At 42.1% G+C, this 16,693-nt stretch carries 17 protein-coding genes and 1 riboswitch; of the genes, 11 read left to right on the plus strand and 6 right to left on the minus strand.

What is annotated here, in order from left to right; genetic code table 11:
- The first annotated feature begins 135 nt into the window (after positions 1 to 135).
- The 3 genes from MKY92_RS15975 (at position 136) to MKY92_RS15985 (ending at position 5,697) form a co-directional block, all read left to right on the plus strand.
- A complete protein-coding gene (locus MKY92_RS15975; RefSeq protein ID WP_339296864.1) occupies positions 136 to 2,808 on the plus strand; it encodes an endo-1,4-beta-xylanase in 2,673 nt (890 codons plus the stop codon).
- Between the two features lie 205 nt (positions 2,809 to 3,013).
- Positions 3,014 to 3,111: riboswitch (TPP riboswitch) on the plus strand.
- Between the two features lie 116 nt (positions 3,112 to 3,227).
- On the plus strand, positions 3,228 to 3,887 hold the full coding sequence (tenA, locus tag MKY92_RS15980; protein WP_339296865.1) for a thiaminase II: 660 nt from the start codon (positions 3,228 to 3,230) through the stop codon (positions 3,885 to 3,887).
- Positions 3,888 to 4,011: 124 nt separating this feature from the next.
- Positions 4,012 to 5,697 carry a CotH kinase family protein gene (locus MKY92_RS15985; protein ID WP_339296866.1) on the plus strand — a complete coding sequence of 562 codons (1,686 nt, stop codon included), beginning with the start codon at positions 4,012 to 4,014 and terminating at the stop codon, positions 5,695 to 5,697.
- Positions 5,698 to 5,912: 215 nt separating this feature from the next.
- Here the strand turns inward: MKY92_RS15985 and MKY92_RS15990 are convergent, their stop codons facing one another.
- From MKY92_RS15990 to MKY92_RS16010, 5 genes are read right to left on the minus strand one after another with little or no spacing between them, the layout of a single operon-like run.
- The gene (locus tag MKY92_RS15990; protein WP_339296867.1) at positions 5,913 to 6,209 is read right to left on the minus strand and encodes a spore coat protein; all 297 of its coding nucleotides are present in this window, start codon (positions 6,207 to 6,209) and stop codon (positions 5,913 to 5,915) included.
- An 11-nt stretch (positions 6,210 to 6,220) separates the two neighbouring features.
- A complete protein-coding gene (locus MKY92_RS15995) occupies positions 6,221 to 6,421 on the minus strand; it encodes a hypothetical protein (RefSeq protein ID WP_339296868.1) in 201 nt (66 codons plus the stop codon).
- A 31-nt stretch (positions 6,422 to 6,452) separates the two neighbouring features.
- Entirely contained in the window at positions 6,453 to 7,589 is a 1,137-nt protein-coding gene (locus MKY92_RS16000; protein WP_339296869.1) for a zinc-dependent alcohol dehydrogenase, read from the minus strand.
- Positions 7,586 to 7,972 (minus strand): spore coat protein, encoded by a 387-nt coding sequence (locus MKY92_RS16005; protein ID WP_339296870.1) that lies wholly within the window; start codon positions 7,970 to 7,972, stop codon positions 7,586 to 7,588. Before MKY92_RS16005 ends, MKY92_RS16000 begins: the two co-directional genes overlap by 4 nt.
- Positions 7,973 to 7,983: 11 nt before the next feature.
- Positions 7,984 to 8,226, minus strand: a complete 243-nt coding sequence (locus MKY92_RS16010) for a spore gernimation protein GerQ (RefSeq protein ID WP_339296871.1) — start codon at positions 8,224 to 8,226, stop codon at positions 7,984 to 7,986.
- Positions 8,227 to 8,404: 178 nt separating this feature from the next.
- Between MKY92_RS16010 and MKY92_RS16015 the strand changes: the two genes are divergently transcribed.
- The 8 genes from MKY92_RS16015 (at position 8,405) to MKY92_RS16050 (ending at position 16,167) form a co-directional block, all read left to right on the plus strand.
- Positions 8,405 to 8,686, plus strand: coding sequence for a hypothetical protein (locus MKY92_RS16015; protein WP_339296872.1), 282 nt, complete (start codon positions 8,405 to 8,407; stop codon positions 8,684 to 8,686).
- A 259-nt stretch (positions 8,687 to 8,945) separates the two neighbouring features.
- Positions 8,946 to 10,040, plus strand: coding sequence for an L-dopachrome tautomerase-related protein (locus MKY92_RS16020; protein ID WP_339301808.1), 1,095 nt, complete (start codon positions 8,946 to 8,948; stop codon positions 10,038 to 10,040).
- 279 nt (positions 10,041 to 10,319) lie between these two features.
- Positions 10,320 to 10,586 (plus strand): CD3324 family protein, encoded by a 267-nt coding sequence (locus MKY92_RS16025; RefSeq protein WP_339296873.1) that lies wholly within the window; start codon positions 10,320 to 10,322, stop codon positions 10,584 to 10,586.
- A gap of 155 nt (positions 10,587 to 10,741) precedes the next feature.
- Positions 10,742 to 11,824 carry a nucleotidyltransferase domain-containing protein gene (locus tag MKY92_RS16030; protein WP_339296874.1) on the plus strand — a complete coding sequence of 361 codons (1,083 nt, stop codon included), beginning with the start codon at positions 10,742 to 10,744 and terminating at the stop codon, positions 11,822 to 11,824.
- A gap of 196 nt (positions 11,825 to 12,020) precedes the next feature.
- Positions 12,021 to 12,167, plus strand: a complete 147-nt coding sequence (locus MKY92_RS16035; RefSeq protein WP_339296875.1) for a hypothetical protein — start codon at positions 12,021 to 12,023, stop codon at positions 12,165 to 12,167.
- 336 nt (positions 12,168 to 12,503) lie between these two features.
- A complete protein-coding gene (locus tag MKY92_RS16040) occupies positions 12,504 to 13,964 on the plus strand; it encodes a spore germination protein (RefSeq protein WP_339296876.1) in 1,461 nt (486 codons plus the stop codon).
- Positions 13,937 to 15,082, plus strand: coding sequence for a GerAB/ArcD/ProY family transporter (locus tag MKY92_RS16045; protein ID WP_339296877.1), 1,146 nt, complete (start codon positions 13,937 to 13,939; stop codon positions 15,080 to 15,082). The genes MKY92_RS16040 and MKY92_RS16045 overlap by 28 nt, the downstream gene beginning before the upstream one ends.
- The gene (locus MKY92_RS16050) at positions 15,079 to 16,167 is read left to right on the plus strand and encodes a Ger(x)C family spore germination C-terminal domain-containing protein (protein ID WP_339296878.1); all 1,089 of its coding nucleotides are present in this window, start codon (positions 15,079 to 15,081) and stop codon (positions 16,165 to 16,167) included. Before MKY92_RS16045 ends, MKY92_RS16050 begins: the two co-directional genes overlap by 4 nt.
- A 163-nt stretch (positions 16,168 to 16,330) precedes the next feature.
- Here MKY92_RS16050 and MKY92_RS16055 read toward each other — a convergent pair whose 3' ends face one another.
- A complete protein-coding gene (locus tag MKY92_RS16055) occupies positions 16,331 to 16,672 on the minus strand; it encodes a nuclear transport factor 2 family protein (RefSeq protein WP_339296879.1) in 342 nt (113 codons plus the stop codon).
- Positions 16,673 to 16,693: the final 21 nt, after the last annotated feature.

The raw sequence follows: 16,693 nt of genomic DNA on the forward strand, positions 1-16,693 counted from the left end.
ATTACCAAATGATAACTTATTATTATAATTATTGGAAATTTGTTATATGTAAGCGCTATCCAGAGAACTATAATCTATTTATCTGGATGTTAATTCGTTCAGAAATACGTAGACCAAATCAAGAGGAGGAATTGTATGAAACGGTTACGTCAATGGAATATTAGAGCCTTGGTTCTTGTGCTCGTACTTGCCATGCTTCCATTTTCGAATGTCTCACATGCATCCAAGGCAGTTACAGAAGTGGAGGAAAGTCATTTGAGCACAAACTTTGAAGACGGTACACTTCAGGGATGGACTCCACGGATCGGTAGTGAAAGGCTGACAGTGACACAACAGGAAGCACACGAAGGTCAGTCCAGTATGCTAGTTTCCAACCGTGAGCGTTCCTATCATGGACCGATGTTATCCATGAAGGATCTGCTTAAGCGTAACCAAGAGTACGAAATTACGGCATATGTAAGACTTACTCAGGAGCCCACCACAGATCAAACACTACAGCTCACCACATATAAAAAAACAACTGCCGAAAACTGGAACCCGATCGGTAGCGTGAAAATTGCCAAAACAGAATGGAATACATGGCACAAGATCACCGGAAAATTTCAGTATAGCGATGATCCCACTGAATTGAATTTGTTCATCGAAACACCCTACATCTCTGAAGATAGCGTAGATATGTTATCGTTCTATGTGGATGATGTATCATTTACTCTGGCCGAGCAACTGGAGATTGAAGAAGGTATTCTGTCTCTGGAAGACCTGTATCAAGATGATTTCCCCATTGGTGCAGCGGTGTATCGCTGGCAGTTGGAAGGCGCATATGGACAACTGCTCACAAAACACTTTAACAGCTTGACCGCAACCTATGAGATGAAACCGAAGTACATGTCTCCTTCCGAAGGTGTTTATGAGTTCGAGGCAGCCGATCAATATGTTCAGTTCGCCGAGGAGCATGGTATGGGCGTACGCGCACATGCGTTGTTGTGGCATATTGATGCAGCAGAGTGGATGTTCAAGGATCCTCAGGGTAACCCTGCGAGTCGAGAATTACTACTTGCCCGGATTCAGGATTACGTTGAAACCGTCATGACCCGATACAAAGGTAAGATCTATGCCTGGGATGTGGTAAACGAGGCGATTGCGGATAGCAATGGTGATGCCAACGGTTTACGTAAAAGTCCCTTTTATGAACTAATCGGTCCGGATTACATTGAGAAAACCTATGAATTCGCTCGTGCAACAGATCCGAATGCCAAATTATATTACAACGAATACTTCACGGAAATCCCTGAGAAAAGAGAGCATATGTATCAGTTGGTCAAACGACTGAAAGAGAAAGGGCTCATCGATGGTGTGGGTTTGCAATCCCACTATAACCTGGAATCCCCGCCCATCAAGGAAATTGAAAAAACGATCAGCATGTTCGCCGAACTTGGATTGGATATTCAGATCACGGAACTGGATGTGGATAGCGGAATTCCATTTGGTGAAGAGATGTCGGATGAAGTTGCGGTAAAACAGGCGTATCGATATAAGGAACTGTTGGATTTATACCAAAAACACAAAGATCACATCTCTTCAGTTACCTTATGGGGACTCCAAGATGAGAAGTCTTACAACAACCAGGCTATGCTGTTTGATTCAGCCCTGAAGGCCAAAAAAGCATACTGGGGGCTCGTGGATGAATCCAGCTTGCCTGTGTTGACAGAGAGAGCCGTCTCACTTTCGGGTAAACCGGATATCAAAAAACATTCACAAGATCCACTCTGGAACAAAGCGGTGTCTACTCCACTGAAGGGTGACTCTTCGGGATCAGCCAGTTTCCGCACCTTATGGGATCATAGTAACCTGTATATCCTTGTGGATGTTCAGGATGCGAAGGCTGACGTGAATGACAGAGTAGATATCTTTGTTGATCTCAATAATGGCAAGACCACCTCATATGAAGCAGATGACCGACATGTAATCATTAAGCGGTCGGGCAAAGCTGAGGGCGCAGAGCAGCGTTCATATCGTGTACGCGAGACCAAAGCCGGATATCAGGTTGAATTGTCCATTCCATGGGGTGGTATCCAAGCCGGTTCAGAATATGAAGTTGGCTTGGATATCCGTGTGACTGATGGCGGTGCAAATGGGACACAACCTTATAATCCACTGTACTGGAATGATCGAACACAATCTCAGGAGCAAGATACAAGCAAATACGGCGTGATTGAGCTTGCCCCTATGCCCAAATCTGCACAAGCTATGCAAGGCATTGTTCAGATTGATGGGAAGAAAGACACATCATGGAATAAGGCTGCACCATTTGAAGTAAAACGGTTGAACCAGAGCGAAGGTGCAGAGGCAGTGGCTCGCGCAATGTGGTCAGGTGAGTATCTATACCTGCTGATCGACGTCACTGATCCAAACATCATCACAGATAACATCAACCCATGGGATCAGGATTCGGTTGAGATTTTCCTGGACGAGAATCACCAGCGCACACCGTATTTTCAATATGATGATGCCCAGTTCAGAATCAGTGCAGAGAATGTGGGAACCTTTGCAGGGGGGGCCTCATCCGGACGCCTTGTAAGTGCTGTGAAGAAAACAAATAAAGGATATCTCGTAGAAGCCAGAATTCATTTACAATCATTGACGCCCAAAACAGGAAATGTTCTCGGCTTCGAGCTTCAAATTAACGACAACCAGGGCGGAGGTAAGCAGAGCGTAGCCAAATGGAATGATACGACCAATGAAAGTTGGAGAAACACTTCCCAGTACGGAATACTCACTTTTGTCGAAAAAAACAAACTCGGTCATTAAACCATTTGCAGTAGTAGCAAGAATGAAAACCATCATAACAATGGATAAAACTCAACCAGGGTTATGTTGGTTTTCATCGTTTACATACGTCACCGAAGTTGTGGAGGGGCGATAAATCTGCCTTGACAATATTTAACAGCCATTGATATACTAAATGAACGTTATTTTTTCTTTTATGTGGATAAGAAAGTAATCAACTACATACAACCGTTTGCGAGGGAGCCTTAACTGGCTGAGAGGGTGTTAAACCGACCTTACCTGATTTGGATCATGCCAACGTAGGGATGCAACGATGAAACGCTGTACTTGGGTAGCTCATGCGAACCCCCTTGTTTTAGTGTATTTATCTGCGAAACATCCTATGGATGTTTCGTTTTTTTGTTTTTAAATACATACATTATGAATTGGAGGAACACCTGTTGACTATTTCAGAGCGGTTATATCAGGCAGCACAGCCTGTGTGGAAGGAATGTCTTGAGCATCCCTTTGTTAAAGGGATCGGAGATGGTTCCTTACCGGTCGAACAATTTCGTTATTATTTGCTGCAAGACTACTTATACCTGTTCGATTATGCCCGTGTATTTGCACTAGGTATCGTAAAGTCAAACGACCCCAAATTGATGCAGTTTTTTAGTAAAAACGTAGATAACATCCTGAATGGTGAAATGAAAATTCATCGTTCTTATATGGAACGATTAGGAATTACAGAGGATCATGTTTTTCAGGTGAAACCTGCACTGAAAAATGCAGCCTATACTAACTATATGCTCTCTGTTTCCCATGCGGGCGGCATAGCAGAAGTTCTGGTATCCATTCTGGCCTGCTCGTGGAGCTATGCAGAGATCGGTCAAGTTCTTTCCCAAAAGCCAGGTGCAGTTGATCATCCTTTTTATGGAGAGTGGATCACAGGATATGCTTCCTCTGAATACAACAGCATCAATCAATCCCTTGTGACGTTAACGGATAAGCTATTAGAAGGCTGTAGCGAAGAAACGTACCAACGGATGAAAGATATTTTCGTGATGTGCAGTCGCTTCGAGCTTGATTTTTGGGAGATGTCTTGGAGGCTAGAGCCTTAAGTTCACTGGTAGTTCATTCAATTAGAGAGTACCATATGACACCACTCATTCAGATTCATTTAAGAATTGCCATCTATGATGATTACATATCAAAAGATACAACAACAATCATGAGGTGATGGCAATGAGTATATACAAATGGCCCAAATATATCGGTGTAGCGGTGTTATGTACTGCAATGCTGACAGCATGCAGCTCGACTAATCAAGGCAATGGAGAGTCGGACAACAATTCGACTGAGAAGGAACAAACGAATACGGATAATCAGAGCAAAACGGAGAATACTGCGCAGACAGTAGGGTATGCAGATCAAATCAACAAAACTGAGGTTATGTCCATTTCGATTGATGTGGATGAAGCGGCATGGAAAGAAATGCTCGATAATGCAAATGAGGAGCAGTACATCTCATCTAATATTACGATTAACGGAACAACGATTGAAAACGTCGGAATTCGTCCAAAGGGTAACTCCAGCCTTCGGCAAGTCGCTAGCGATGATACAACGGATCGATATAGTTTCAAAATCAAGTTTGATGAATACGTTAAGGATCAAACTTGGATGGGGTTGGACAAGCTCGTTGTGAACAACATGATTAGCGACAATAGTTATATGAAGGAATACTTGAGTTATGACATCATGAGTTATATTGGCGTAGAGGCACCTTTATTCGCATTCTCCAATATTAGTGTAAATGGAGAGACTTGGGGTTTGTACCTAGCTGTTGAAGACATTGACAGCGGATATCTCGCCCGAGCCAAGAATGATGAGGGTGAACTTTACAAACCGAACAATGATGACAACATGGGGGCAGGAGGAATGGGAGGGCCCGATGGCAATCCTTTTGCACAAGGGTATGGAAATATGCAGCCTCCTACTGAAGATATAGCGCCACCGGATGGTGGAAGTCCGCCGAATATGAACAACGGGACAGAAGAAGATGGTGCCGACACATTACCAGAAGCAGGTATGAAGGGTAACCGCGGTCCAGGTGGTATGGACGGAAGCGGCAATGGTGTTTCATTGGTGTATACCGATGACAAATCATCCAGTTACTCCGCCATCTTCGACAATGCTGAGACCAAAACAACAGAGGAAGATTATCAGCGTGTCATTGAATCGCTCAAAAACTTGAGCACAGGTACCGAACTGGAGAAATATGTGGATGTGGACGAAGTTCTGAGATATTTTGCGGCCCACACGGTCGTTGTCAATATGGACAGTTACACGTCCAACATGGGACATAACTATTATCTGTATGAGAACGATGGACAGATCAGCATGTTGCCCTGGGACTACAACATGGCCTTCGGTGGATTTCAAGCTGGTTCTGCCTCCGATGTCGTGAATCTGGCGATTGATACGCCGGTATCAGGGGTCAGTCTGGACGAACGTCCAATTTTAGGAAAGCTCCTTGAGGTGCCGGAGTATAAGGCCAAGTATCATGAATATTTGCAGGAGATCGTAGATGGATACTTCGCAGACGGAAAATTTGAAGAAAAAGTGCAAAGCCTGAATAACATGATCTCCGAATATGTGAAGCAAGACCCTACAGCGTTTATTACGTATGATAAGTACGAGGACGCTGTTGCAGAATTAACCAAACTCGGCTCGCTGCGTGCAGAAAGTATACAAGGGCAACTGGACGGAGATATTCCTTCCACGACCGAGAAACAAAAAGAGGATTCGGATTCACTGATTGATGCTTCTTCGGTTGACCTGTCCAAACTGGGTGAAAATAATGCTCGAGGAGGCATGGGAGGTCGCGGTCGTGGAGCTGCAGAGGGTAATCAGTCTAAGGATGGAAAATAAGTGACTTCCGTAAAGCGAAAAGATAATTCTTAGGGGCGCATCGGAATGAACTTAAAAACAAAACAAACGAAGGAAAAGGAACGCTTGTATAAGCTTGTTTGTTTCGTGATGTTGCTGAAAAAAAGGCGGAGTATATCCGTCTTTTTTTCATTGTTGAATTTTTTAATACAGGAACATTTTGTTCTCAGAAGTCTCTGCTTAAATCAAAAACGGTGTCAGGACGGAATGTTCATTGCCGTTTGAATGTTTTTCAGGTCGAGCTGAATTTGCTCTGGAATATGGTAGGGATGGTATAAGCCATGCTGTACCATGTAATTTGATATCTTTTCATGAGAGTCAATGGCTTCATCGAGCTGTTTCATCAAAATTTGCTTGATTTCGGGAGTGGCACATTCGGTCACAGCCATGGCGTAATTTCTGACTCCGCTCTTGGCGTTTATCAACAGATCCATTGCGATCACGTCATCCGTTAGCGTATGAAGGCCTGCCATATGTTCTAATATTGGGTTCATTTGGTTATCTCCTATACAGTCGCTTTAGTCAGCACTCCACCGAGCTCCTGAAGCTGCTGTTGTGATAATGTCGCATCTTGTTGCAAAATTTGCTTGAGCTCCGGGTCGGTTACCAAAGCTTGCATGGTCTTGGATTTAGTCATGCAAACCGTCTTGAACGCAGCAATTTCATGTACCTCGAGCACCTCATGCAATGCGTATTTGGAATTCATTCGAATTGTCCTCCCATGTATCTATCCATATTTAAGGCTTTAAAATAACTTTAATACAATTGTCCGTTTTGGTATCAAACACTTCATAGCCACGCTTGGCATCACTGAGCGGAATTACGTGTGTAACAATGTCGCCAGGGTCCACTTTGCCAGACGTAACCAACTCGTACATATATGGCATGTAGTGAATGACCGGAGCTTGTCCGGAACGGATATTCACGTTTCGCTGCATGATGTCACCGAGCGGGAAGCCGTTATAACGTCCGCCGTATACCCCAGTGACCTGGATGGTGCCGCCTTTGCGGACAGCCTGAGATGCAATGATAAATGCACTCATGGTACCACCTTGCAGTTTCAAACCGCTTGCCAAATATTCAAGATCGCTCATCTTGCCGTCCATTCCTACTGCATCAATCACGACATCGGCGCCGCCTTTGGTCATTTCCTTGAGCGTGTTCCCAATATTCTTATCCTGTTCGAAGTTTACGACTTCTACATGGTTCGTTCGCTTCGCATGCTGCAAGCGGTAATCCACATAGTCGACGGCTATGACCCGCTTAGCTCCTTTCAGCCAGCAGAATTTCTGGGCCAAAAGTCCGACCGGACCGCAGCCGAGCACAATGACCGTATCTCCATTTTTTACGCCGGCGTTATCTACGCTCCAGAATGCCGTGGTCATGGCATCGGCGATCAGGCTTAGCTTTTCGTCAGGTTGTTCGCAGTTTTCAGGAATCTTAAAGTGAGTAAAATTAGCAAACGGAACCCGTAAATACTCGGCTTGCCCGCCAGGATATCCGCCAGTCGTTCCGGAGTAGCCGAAATATGCGCCCATATCCCCGTGTTCGTTGGAATTGTCACATTGGCTTTCCAGCTGATTTTTGCAAAAAAAGCATTCCCCGCATGCAATGTTAAATGGAATGATCACACGATCGCCTTTTTTTACTTTTGTCACGCCGGGACCTACTTCTTCAACGATGCCCATCGGCTCATGTCCGATGACATAGTTCTCCTGAAGGTTTGGGATCATTCCGTGAATCAGATGAAGATCAGAACCGCAAATGGCGGTACTAGTGATCTTTACGATCATATCGTCCGGTTTCACAATCTTCGCGTCCGGCACCTCTTTGACCACGACATTTTTAACCCCTTGATATGTTACCGCCTTCATGCTTGGTGTCCTCCAATATGTTCGTCTGGGGTCCGATCAAACATCCCTTTACGCGACGTATCACCCGGGAACAGATTCATCTGCCCGATCATCACCGTGTTGTTCGCCGAAAGCTGGTCGAGTTGGTACTGTTCATTTAGTTCGTAAGGATGGAACCATTTTTTGCGAATCATTAGCTCCGAGATTTCCTGGTGCATTGCAATCCCTTGTTTAAGCTGAGTGTGCAGCAGGGCTCTTACATCCGGAGAAGCCGTTTCCGTCAGAGCGATGGACAAATTACGCACACCTTCCTTGGCACGAATAAGGAAGTCCATGGCAAAAGTCATATCTGCCATTTCCGGCATATTTAATGAGTTAATCGGGTCTAAATAATCGGTATTCATTTGAGCTCCCCTTAATGTGTTATAGGTGTCGGACTACTCGGAACAGGCGCTTGGAAAGGAGCTTTTGCGTAAATGGCTTGCAGCTCGGAGATCTGTTGTATGGATTGAGTGACGTCTTTTTGCATTAAAGCTTTTAGCTCTTGGTCAAAGACCAGACCTTGCATCAGTTTGGACTTGGCGATGCAGAGCGTTTTAAAGTTTAAAGCTTCATGCAGTTCCATTGATTCGTGCGGTGCTAGTTTTGGGTTGTTCATGGAGAAACTGATCACCTCCTTCTTTTTCATCAACGTTAGATTTTCCAACAAATCGGATCTTATACTGAAATGGATTACCAGAGATAGAAACTCCGAATATTCCCATACATTTGCAGGAATATAAACAAAATCTTAACCCGATACTTATTGTTGTTTACAAAAGGGAGGAGGACTCGCTGTGCCCAATAAAAACAAAATTGATCTAGCCACCAAAAATGCAAGAAAACCGGCAGAAGGTGCACTTGAATCGAGTGGTAATACGCTGGAACAGCATGCATCTAACGCGGTTTCTGAGGTGCAGAAGGCTTTAAATCAGGCAATAAGCTCGATAAGTGAATCTGATGTGGCAACAAATTCACAAGCGTTGGAGACAGCAAGGCAGCAATTAACCCGAGCAGAGGAATTTTTAGATCAAGCGCAAACTTCAGCAAATACATTACGTCTGCCTGACCAACAATAAATGTTTTGGTACAGATGGGCTCAGCTGATCTCTTCTTTTTCGGGTCATGTGGAGTCAGACTTGCTAATGTTGAAGTAGGGTCGTCCGCATAAACACGGGAGAATCACCGTCAAAAGGCTTCGGCTTGCGCCGAAGTTTTTTTTATATGTCTGGGTCATTTTCAAAAACACGTAGAAAAAGACGATTACGGGCCAGGTATTAGAAAAAGTCTGGAACATATTATAGGTAATATCTATTCAAATATGTTAAGGAGGACATCATAAAACCTATGTTACCTATGGAAAAGTATTTCGGTAAGTTGGAACTCGTTCATTCCTTTTATGGGCCTATGCCTACAGGCGTTAGTGTATCCGAAACCGGGCGTATCTTTATTTGCTTTCCGAAATGGGGAGATGACGTTAGATTTACGGTAGCTGAAATTGTTGAGGGTCAGCTGCAGCCTTATCCTAATTTAGAATCGAATTTGTTCAATCCTTCGAATCTCACGATGTCCTTTATCAGTGTGCAAAGTGTTGTTACAGATGGAAGGGGAACCTTATGGGTACTGGATACGGCTGCACCTAATTTTTCTGAGCCTATGAAAGGTGGGGCAAAATTAGTCGCGGTAGATTTAGAAACAAATACAATAAGAAAAGTATATACATTTGCAGAAGATGTAGTCTTGCCAACAACATATCTGAATGATGTCCGATTTGACTTTCGTGTAGGTAACGCAGGTTACGCATATATTACGGATTCTTCTTCCAATGGTCCAGGCGCTATTATCGTCGTAAATTTAGAAAATGGAAATGCGTATAGACGGTTGAATGGAGCAAGCTCAACCTCACCCGATCCCTATTTTGTACCGAAAGTGGAAGGTGAAATTTTGATGAATCGGAACGCGGATGGTTCGACATCTCCCTTTCGATTGGCCTCTGATGGTATAGCCATTTCCCCGGATGGCAAAATGTTATTCTATTGTCCCTTAACCAGTCGCCAGCTATATTCGATCTCAACCGAATCGTTAAGAGACAGAGCAATACCCGATTTCAAGTTAAGTGATCTTGTGCAGTATTGGGGAGAGAAGGGTGCATCGGATGGCATGATCACGGACGCAAAAGGAAACGTTTATGCTGGAGATTATGAAAACGATAGTATTCGCAAGATATTACCGAATGGAATCATGGAAACCATCGCCCATGACCCCAGAATTTTATGGCCGGATACTTTTTCTATTGGTCCCGATCAATACTTATATGTAATTGTGAACCAATTACATAGGCAGGCCAGATTTCATTACGGAAAAGACCTGCGACAAAAACCCTATAGTTTACTACGTATGAAAATAGATGAATTACCTGCTCCTACCTTTTGATATATTGCGTAAGTCAATCTGCCCTAAGACATCATTAAACAAATGAACAACAAGCTCTGATATAATAAGCAAATAGCAGCGATCTATTTTCTATGGAGGTGAGGCTATTGAAAACAATCGGTGTAGGATTCTTACATGCACGGCTCTATGCAAAGCCAGTGAAGGATATGGCAATGCTTTGCATAGAGCCTGGCAATAATCACATTGCCAACGACGAATCGTAATATTCTACTAACTGGCTTTGCACCTTATTGATCTATTAAATAAGGAGTGAGGCCCATGAAATATTCAAAAGCCGAGTCTATTTTTCCGGAAGAATTGCTACGTATCATTCAAGAATACGTTCAAGGCGAATTGGTTTATATCCCCAAACCCAAAGAGACGCATCTAAAATGGGGCGAGAAAACAGAGAGCAAGAGTAAGGTCTTTGCTCGAAACGCTGAAATTAAATCCTTATTCCTTAATGGAGTCAGGATAGAGGAGTTGGCGGATCGGTATTTCTTGTCCTGTGAAAGTATTAAGAAAATAGTCTATACAAAGAATTAATGCTATCCGCTAACACGTCTTATCGACGGTTTAGCGGATTTTGTTCAAAGATGACTTAAATCAACTTATACATAGTAACCGCACCTCTAAATCAATAGACTCAAGCTAAGGTTGTTGTGATGAAGGACGGCCGGATCATGAAAGGGGTGTAATGAATGAAAGAAAACATAAAAAAGATGTTGCTGGACAAAAATGAATTGCTCATTAACATGGTGATCGAACGCGTAAAAAGAGATTTTCTAGACGATATCGCCATTATTGGGCTTACTGGTTCGTTTAGCACCGGGGACTTTCACGAGAAGAGTGATCTTGATTTAATTATCATTAATAATACAGAAAAGGGATGGGGCATATCCGATTGCTTTATCCTGGATGACGTTGGATATGACATCTATTGCACGCCATGGGACTCAAGAATACAAGAGCAATCCACCTTGGAGAGTCCCAACGTATCGAGTCTAACTGACCTCAAAGTACTCTACTATGCAAAACCTGAGGATCTGGAGAAATTGAACGACTTCCGGCAAAAAGCGCTTGATGCACTTGCTAACCCGATAGGAGAAGCATGTCTTAATCGCGCAAATCAATGGATCGATATGGCTAAGCAAGCATACAGCAATACGATGCTGGGTGAAGATATCGGTTCTGTGCGTTATGCATCTGGTGAAGTTTTGTATAATCTAGTTAATGCCTTGGTCAGCATGAATAACACGTGCATCAAACGAGGGATTAAGCGATATTTGGAAGAGATACGCTTGTTTCGCTATGTTCCGGATGATCTCGAACCCTTATACATGTCAATCATTGAAGCTCATACCATTGAAGATATCCGAATAGCATCTTTTAATATGTTAAGCAGTGTTACGAGGTTGCATAGAACGATGTGTGATAACTTCATTGTTAAACCGGCTCCGTCCTTTGATAATCTGAGGGGGACATACGAAGAATTGTGGTGCAACTACCGCAATAAAATATTGAACAGTGTTATATCGAACGATGCTCCCTACGTCTTTCTTTCCGCCTTTGGAGCACATGGATATCTTGATGAAATGGCTGTAGAGAAAGGAACTCAGAAATTTGATCTTATGCAGTACTTTGATGCAAGCAATTTACCAGTTATGAAAGAGAAGTTCCTTGAAGTGATGGATGACTATCTAGATGAATATAATAAGGTCGGCAGAGAAGTCAAACGTTTTACAACCTTCGAGCAACTATATGCCCATTATATGAATCACTGACCTTACATATAGTTGGTATTAAGTCCGCGGCAAAGGGAGCCTAGACAATCTATCTGATTTATTTTCCGATTCTGATAATTTATTTATTCGAACACAAGGAAAACTTCTTTTACAATCATTGTCAGTACGTTATAATACAACCACCAGGCATATTACCCAATAAAGTTAAATATTGTAACTATTAGGAGGTGTGGTTATGGTCAAGAAGACAATTTCGAAAACCATCAGCGCAGCTTTAATCGTTTCTTTGCTGGCTACTGGCGTGATAGTCGCTATTGAAGGTAAAACAACGTTAGAGGTTGCGAAGTCAGCAGGGGATAAAAAGGTTGAAGTTATTAAATGAAGAAGTTTGGTGCGACTCTAGTAGTCCCAATTAGGGGTATTCGAAGCACCTGATGTGAAAGCCAACGGAATCAAACCAACAGTGGTAGCAACTAAAAAAGCATAAATCGTTAATTTATTGACCTCAGCTCACTTAACCCGGCTGAGGTTTTTTCATATGCATTGAAAAAATATCACATGCATTCTCACCGAGTAAAAAGAATCCTGATCCAGATTTCCATCTCATTCTCGAACATGTTGAGGCTTAGTATACACATTGCCGGTCGTATGATTTTTCGATTACAGGACAAGATATTAACCTTAGACCGTTTTGATTACTTTGATAAAGGAGAAGACCATGGTTGAAAAAAACGAGCCTCAAATGAAAAATCATCAAAAATCTACATGGCTTGATGATTTAAAACAACTATTAAACCATATGGAAGACGCTGAAATCATTGAACACAAAATAGGTACGAGTGCTTCAGTCCATCTTATATTTATAAAAACGTTAATAGATCAAGAACGTTTAAACGAGGCGATTATTCAGCCACTTCATCAATCAGGCGGAAATTCGCTTTCTTCATGCATCATCAATTCCGAAGTTTCGGAAGTTAAATCGCTCGAAGATGCTGGGCAAAAAATAATGCAAGGATGTATCCTTCTCCACGATTCAGTCAACGATCAATGGCTAGGTGTACAATTGGAGAATCCTCTTGGTCGGGCAGTTGAATCTTCCCAAACGGAAACGGTCATATATGGAGCGAAAGACAGCTTCAGCGAACAAATCGATAAAAACATTACAATGCTGCGCAGACGTTTGCCTATAACGACATTAAAAACAGAAAGCTTTACTATCGGATCACTAAGCAAAACAAAGGTTGTGTTAATGTACATAGACGGAATCATTAATCCTGAATTTGTTTCCATTGCAAGAAAGAAAATTGAAAGTGTGGATTTCGATCAGTTTCTAGACTCCGCACAGCTTGCAGCTTTTATTGAAGATCATAACCATACAGTCTTTCCGCAGTTTCTACAAACGGATCGGCCGGATGCCTGTGCCTACGCCTTAGGTGAAGGTAAGCTGACTTTATTGGTCTCCAATTCACCGTTTGCTTTAATTTGTCCCATTACATTATTTCATCTCTTCCAATCGCCAGAAGACTACTTCCTGCGTTGGCCAGTCGCCAGTTTCTTGCGTTTAATGAGGTATGGAAGTTTTATTATTTCTTTGACGATGATTCCTTTTTATGTAGCGTTAACGACATTTCATTACCAAATGGTTCCACTGCCGATTCTTTTCGTATTATTGGAATCGAGAAGCAAATTGCCTTTTACTCCGTTTGTGGAAGGACTTTTCATGATCGTAACGCTGGAAATCATCAAAGAAGCCAGTTTGCGAATGCCGACCAAAACGAGTCAAACTTTAGGGGTTATCGGTGGTATTGTCATTGGACAAGCGGCTGTAGAAGCAGGCTTTGCAAGTAAAGTATTAATTGTTTTGATGGGTATATCCGCTATTGCTTTCTTTTTAGTTCCCAACTATCAAATGACAAAATCCATGGTTCTGTTGCAAGTGTTTCTTCTTATCCTTGCATCGGTTCTTGGGCTGCCAGGAATCGTGGTCGGGCTAATCGGGATTCTTGCGCATATCCATGCACTAACGTCATTAGGTCAACCTTATCTGGCACCTCTTTCTCCTTTTTACGGGAAGGATTGGATTGACCTCTTTATTCGCGGGCCTCTGATTTGGATGAAAACGCGTCCGAGTAATCTAAAAACATTACAGAAATGGCGACAGGAGAAGATGAAGAAATGAAGACTCTATCCTTATTCAAGCAAACCTCCACCCTTGGCAGTATCCATTTCCTTTTATTGGTTAATCGTACGCAAATGCATTATTTTGTTCTAATCATGCCCGTTTATTTGGTCCATTCCTATATGGTTTGGGGTATTGTCGCCTTGGGGCTGCTGTCTCAACTTAATTTGATGATGCTGTCCAGATGGTTTGCTTCCAGTTATGCAGCCAAAGGCTATCAAGGATTTGTACAGCTTTTTGGAAAACGAGCGGTTCACATTTTCGCGATACTTGGTTTTTTGATAATACTGTTGAAAATTTCAATCATCACTCTGGGTTACGTTGAAATGCTCCATAGTTTTATTTATCCATCAATGAATAAAACGTGGCTGATCCTCGTTATTCTATCGATCAGTTTATTTGTGGCTTCACATGGCATGGAGAAAACATTGCGTTTTGTCGTTATCGCCTTTCTATGCGGGGCGTGGATCTTACTCATGTTTATTCCTTTTTTCTTTTCATCGATTTCAGATTACCGCGATTTGTATCCTCTAATCCCCACCGAATGGTCAGGGCAATCATGGCAGGGTTTGTTGTTTATATGGTCGGCATTTTCCGGTCCAGTGTATTTGGCCTTTATTGTTCCATGGCTAAGCTCCAACACAAAAATAACCAAATATCTTGTCATGGGCAACATGCTGACGATTTTGGAATATTCATTATTGTTCATAGCTTCGGTATTGTTCTATGGTTCCAACTTCTTAAGCAAGATCAACTTTCCGGTAGCATACATGGGGAGCTATCTTCAAACGAGCGGTTTAGAACGAATCGAGTACATTCTTATCTCTTTCCATATGTTTAATTACGTATTTGACATTTCAATTCTGTTGTTGTGTTTTTATGGAGCTGCAAGAGTTTTTATGAAAAAAATGAATTCAAGTACAACACTGACTGGATTGTTGTCGAGTTGGTTCGTCATTTTGATAAGTATCATCATCATGGATCAATGGTTATGGCAAACGGTTCCGGGTCAAACGATGTTACTGAACCTTCAAATCTGGCTAGGAGCATTCATTTATTTGCTTGTTCCTGCGATCCTTTTCACTGTGGTTAAACGAAAGGAGAGTATGCAGGCATGATACCATACAAGTATTATGGTTTATTGGCGATTGTAAGCCTTATGTGGATAACCGGCTGCTCTGCTCCATATGCCGAAAACAATCTGATCGAAGAGATCGCTCCGGTCGTTTTCTGGTCGGTTGACAAGGGGACGGAGGGAAAGTTTAAAATCAGCACTTTAGTACCACCACTCATCGAAGAAAAAAAACGATTTCTCTCCAAGGAAGTTGATCTGATAAAGCAGGGAGGCAAGGAGTTTAATTTAATTTATTATCGGGAACTGAAACAGGGGCAGCTGCGAATATTATTAATCAATGAGAAACTGGCAAAAGAAGAAGGTATTGAAAAGCTGATCAATACGATATTGGTAGATCCCGATATTTCAATGCGTGTCTATTTAGTGGTTGTTAGAGGGGATTTTGATGAATACATAATAAATCAATTGACGAAGCAAGAAAACCAAGATTATTTTCTTTATCGGATGCTAAGGCATTACGAGAAGCATAACCAGGGTGAAATGAGCATTGTCAATATTCATCAATTTATGAAGAAGTTATATTCTCCTCTTAAGGATCCGATTCTTCCCGTTTTTCAAGCGGATAAGAACAATTTCAATTACGTTGGAACGGCCATGTTCCGAAATGACAAAGAAGCAATGGTCACTCAAGACATAAGCGATGAAATTTTTCAACTTCTGGATAACGATCATTTCTTAAAAGTCTTGGCCATTCCAAAGTTATCGATCAGTTTAGGACGTGTTCGATCCAATATTCGCATGAAACTATCGAGTGACTATTCATCCTTGTCTTTACATGTGGTACTGAAAGGAAGAATTGAGGAATATCAGGGAGATAAGAATATTCAAAACGAGGAAGAATTGGAACATTTCATTCATGAGATTGAGGTATATCTTGAGGAACAAACGTCAGTATTATTAAAAAGCATGCAACGGTTGAAAGTGGATCCCTTAGAAGTTGGCACACATTCGCTTAAGCCGTTTTCTAAACAACTAACGGAAGAGCAATGGCTAAAATATTGGGAAAATATGAAAATTAATGTTGACTTCGACATCAAAATACAGCCTTTAATTAATGTTGAACGGTAGCCGTGATTCAAAACATGCCAATATAGTGAGTGATATCCTCATATCTGAATGAAACTAATATTTAAATATGCCCCCACAGGATCAAATACATCATTGTGGGGGCATTTTGTTCAAATCATGTACAAAGAGTGCAGCTCGTTGCGGACAAGCCATTTAAATGCCTTTAAACAATGGAAAGTCTGACGATCTTATCGTCAACAATAACAAAATGATAATTCAATAATAGTGGATCGGGTAGTCCAGTCTTGTCATAAGTACCATCCAGCTTGCATGTTAACACAATTTCATCACCTATTTTTTTTGCTTTTGTTGGCTCTAAGGTTACATTCGCCGCAAAATGGTTTTGATCACTCCATTCCCGAATCGCCTGTTTGCCATTTCGCTTTTTTCCTTCATCCAACACAACGGCATTCTCTGAAAAACAATCTACAAACACTGCGGGGTCTGGCTTGTTCGATGCAGTAATGTATTTGCCAATTACAGATGGTAAATGATTGAGATCCATATTATACTCTCCCTTTATTAA

This window comes from Paenibacillus sp. FSL R5-0623 (genome assembly GCF_037974265.1).
Classification (GTDB): domain Bacteria; phylum Bacillota; class Bacilli; order Paenibacillales; family Paenibacillaceae; genus Paenibacillus.

Excerpts from the sequence above, each read along its gene's own strand:
- MKY92_RS15990 (WP_339296867.1), bottom strand. The coding sequence starts at position 6,209 with ATGAACCCAATATTAGAACATATGGCAGGCCTTCATACGCTAACGGAT.
- MKY92_RS16050 (WP_339296878.1), top strand. The coding sequence starts at position 15,079 with ATGATACCATACAAGTATTATGGTTTATTGGCGATTGTAAGCCTTATG.
- MKY92_RS16000 (WP_339296869.1), bottom strand. The coding sequence starts at position 7,589 with ATGAAGGCGGTAACATATCAAGGGGTTAAAAATGTCGTGGTCAAAGAG.
- MKY92_RS16035 (WP_339296875.1), top strand. The coding sequence starts at position 12,021 with ATGGTCAAGAAGACAATTTCGAAAACCATCAGCGCAGCTTTAATCGTT.
- MKY92_RS15995 (WP_339296868.1), bottom strand. The coding sequence starts at position 6,421 with ATGAATTCCAAATACGCATTGCATGAGGTGCTCGAGGTACATGAAATT.
- MKY92_RS16010 (WP_339296871.1), bottom strand. The coding sequence starts at position 8,226 with ATGAACAACCCAAAACTAGCACCGCACGAATCAATGGAACTGCATGAA.
- MKY92_RS16055 (WP_339296879.1), bottom strand. The coding sequence starts at position 16,672 with ATGGATCTCAATCATTTACCATCTGTAATTGGCAAATACATTACTGCA.
- MKY92_RS16025 (WP_339296873.1), top strand. The coding sequence starts at position 10,320 with ATGAAATATTCAAAAGCCGAGTCTATTTTTCCGGAAGAATTGCTACGT.
- MKY92_RS15985 (WP_339296866.1), top strand. The coding sequence starts at position 4,012 with ATGAGTATATACAAATGGCCCAAATATATCGGTGTAGCGGTGTTATGT.
- MKY92_RS16045 (WP_339296877.1), top strand. The coding sequence starts at position 13,937 with ATGGCGACAGGAGAAGATGAAGAAATGAAGACTCTATCCTTATTCAAG.
- MKY92_RS16030 (WP_339296874.1), top strand. The coding sequence starts at position 10,742 with ATGAAAGAAAACATAAAAAAGATGTTGCTGGACAAAAATGAATTGCTC.
- MKY92_RS15975 (WP_339296864.1), top strand. The coding sequence starts at position 136 with ATGAAACGGTTACGTCAATGGAATATTAGAGCCTTGGTTCTTGTGCTC.
- MKY92_RS16040 (WP_339296876.1), top strand. The coding sequence starts at position 12,504 with ATGGTTGAAAAAAACGAGCCTCAAATGAAAAATCATCAAAAATCTACA.
- MKY92_RS16005 (WP_339296870.1), bottom strand. The coding sequence starts at position 7,972 with ATGAATACCGATTATTTAGACCCGATTAACTCATTAAATATGCCGGAA.